Annotated in this window: 1 rRNA gene; it reads right to left on the bottom strand. The window is 56.0% G+C overall.

The window, feature by feature from the left end:
• Positions 1-130: 130 nt before the first annotated feature.
• Positions 131-2,925 (bottom strand): 23S ribosomal RNA (locus tag AB0I88_RS41150); the annotation flags it as partial.

Below are 2,925 nucleotides of genomic sequence, written 5' to 3'. Positions count from 1 at the left end.
ACCGGGCGTTTCCCCTCCGCTATGACCACCGAAACAGCCGTCAGCGTGGAACAAACCAGCAACCCACACACAGTGGGGTGGTTGTTCGTTTGCTGTGAATCACACAGTGGACGCAAGCGCAATGTTTAGAGTGGTTAAGCCCTCGGCCTATTAGTACCGGTCGACTCAACACGTTACCGTGCTTACATCTCCGGCCTATCAACCCAGTCGTCTAGCTGGGAGCCTTACCCACTCAAGGTGGTGGGATACCTCATCTCGAAGCGAGCTTCCCGCTTAGATGCTTTCAGCGGTTATCCCTTCCGAACGTAGCCAACCAGCCATGCTCCTGGCGGAACAACTGGCACACCAGAGGTTCGTCCGTCCCGGTCCTCTCGTACTAGGGACAGCCCTTCTCAAGTATCCAACGCGCACGGCGGATAGGGACCGAACTGTCTCACGACGTTCTAAACCCAGCTCGCGTACCGCTTTAATGGGCGAACAGCCCAACCCTTGGGACCTGCTACAGCCCCAGGATGCGACGAGCCGACATCGAGGTGCCAAACCATCCCGTCGATATGGACTCTTGGGGAAGATCAGCCTGTTATCCCCGGGGTACCTTTTATCCGTTGAGCGACACCGCTTCCACACGCAAGTGCCGGATCACTAGTCCCGACTTTCGTCCCTGCTCGACCCGTCAGTCTCACAGTCAAGCTCCCTTGTGCACTTACACTCAACACCTGATTGCCAACCAGGCTGAGGGAACCTTTGGGCGCCTCCGTTACCCTTTAGGAGGCAACCGCCCCAGTTAAACTACCCACCAGACACTGTCCCTCGACCCGATCAGGGCCGCAAGTTAGATACCCAAACCCAACAGAGTGGTATTTCAACAGTGACTCCACCCGAACTGGCGTCCGAGCTTCACAGTCTCCCACCTATCCTACACAATTAAATTCAGATACCAATGTCAAGCTATAGTAAAGGTCCCGGGGTCTTTCCGTCCTGCCGCGCGTAACGAGCATCTTTACTCGTACTGCAATTTCGCCGGGCCTGTGGTTGAGACAGTGGGGAAGTCGTTACGCCATTCGTGCAGGTCGGAACTTACCCGACAAGGAATTTCGCTACCTTAGGATGGTTATAGTTACCACCGCCGTTTACTGGCGCTTAAGTTCTCCGCTTCGCCCCGAAGAGCTAACAGGTCCCCTTAACGTTCCAGCACCGGGCAGGCGTCAGTCCATATACATCGTCTTACGACTTGGCATGGACCTGTGTTTTTAGTAAACAGTCGCTTCCCCCTGCTCTCTGCGGCCATACCACGCTCCACCAGCAAGTGGCTTCACGCGTCCGGCCCCCCTTCTCCCTAAGTTACGGGGGCAATTTGCCGAGTTCCTTAACCACAGTTCACCCGTCGCCTCGGTATTCTCTACCTGACCACCTGTGTCGGTTTCGGGTACGGGCCGCTCGAAGCTCGCTAGAGGCTTTTCTCGGCAGCATAGGATCAATGACTTCACCAGAACGGCTCGGCATCACGTCTCAGCCTACATGCACCGCGGATTTACCTACGGTACGGCCTACACGCTTACCCCGGCACAACCACCGGCCGGGATCATCTACCTTCCTGCGTCACCCCATCGCTAAACTACTACCCACCAAGGTCCTAGTCTCCCGCATCGCCGGCCGAAGCCATTGAATTGATCAAGTAGTTAGTACAGTGAAGTTCGTCTTGGGCGCTTCTTTGCGGGTACGGGAATATCAACCCGTTATCCATCGACTACGCCTCTCGGCCTCGCCTTAGGCCCCGACTCACCCAGGGCGGATTAGCCTGGCCCTGGAACCCTTGGTCATCCGGCGGAAGGGGTTCTCACCCTTCATTCGCTACTCATGCCTGCATTCTCACTCGTATGGCGTCCACGGCTGGATCACTCCGCCGCTTCACCCGCCATACGACGCTCCCCTACCCATCAACACGCCTGGACAAAACTCCGAAGAGCAATGCCGAGCAAAGTGTCAATGCCACAGCTTCGGCGGTGTGCTTGAGCCCCGCTACATTGTCGGCGCGGAACCACTTGACCAGTGAGCTATTACGCACTCTTTAAAGGGTGGCTGCTTCTAAGCCAACCTCCTGGTTGTCCATGCGATCCCACATCCTTTTCCACTTAGCACACGCTTAGGGGCCTTAGCTGGCGATCTGGGCTGTTTCCCTCTCGACTACGAAGCTTATCCCCCGCAGTCTCACTGCCGCGCTCTCACTTACCGGCATTCGGAGTTTGGCTGATTTCAGTAAGCTTGTGGGCCCCCTAGACCATCCAGTGCTCTACCTCCGGCAAGAAACACGCGACGCTGCACCTAAATGCATTTCGGGGAGAACCAGCTATCACGGAGTTTGATTGGCCTTTCACCCCTAACCACAGGTCATCCCCCAACTTTTCAACGTTGGTGGGTTCGGTCCTCCACGCAGTCTTACCCACGCTTCAACCTGCCCATGGCTAGATCACCCCGCTTCGGGTCTAGAACATGCGACTAAAAACGCCCTATTAAGACTCGCTTTCGCTACGGCTACCCCACACGGGTTAACCTCGCCACATGCCACTAACTCGCAGGCTCATTCTTCAAAAGGCACGCCATCACCCCTAAAGGCTCTGACGGATTGTAGGCGAACGGTTTCAGGTACTATTTCACTCCCCTCCCGGGGTACTTTTCACCATTCCCTCACGGTACTTGTCCGCTATCGGTCACCAGGAAGTATTCAGCCTTACCAGGTGGTCCTGGCAGATTCACAGCAGATTCTAGGAGTCCGCTGCTACTCGGGAACACCACAAAGAGGCACAGCATTTTCGTTTACGGGGCTCTCACCCTCTACGGCCGGCTTTCCCACACCGTTCAACTAACACTGAACTTTGTAACTCTTCGAGTGCGTGTCAGCACACCCAAGTGGGTCCCACAACCCCC

The sequence above is a fragment of the Actinoplanes sp. NPDC049802 genome, assembly GCF_040656595.1.
Taxonomy (GTDB): Bacteria; Actinomycetota; Actinomycetes; order Mycobacteriales; family Micromonosporaceae; genus Actinoplanes.
Note: the sequence above shows the minus strand (reverse complement) of the source record. Positions and strands in the feature narration are given on the sequence as shown.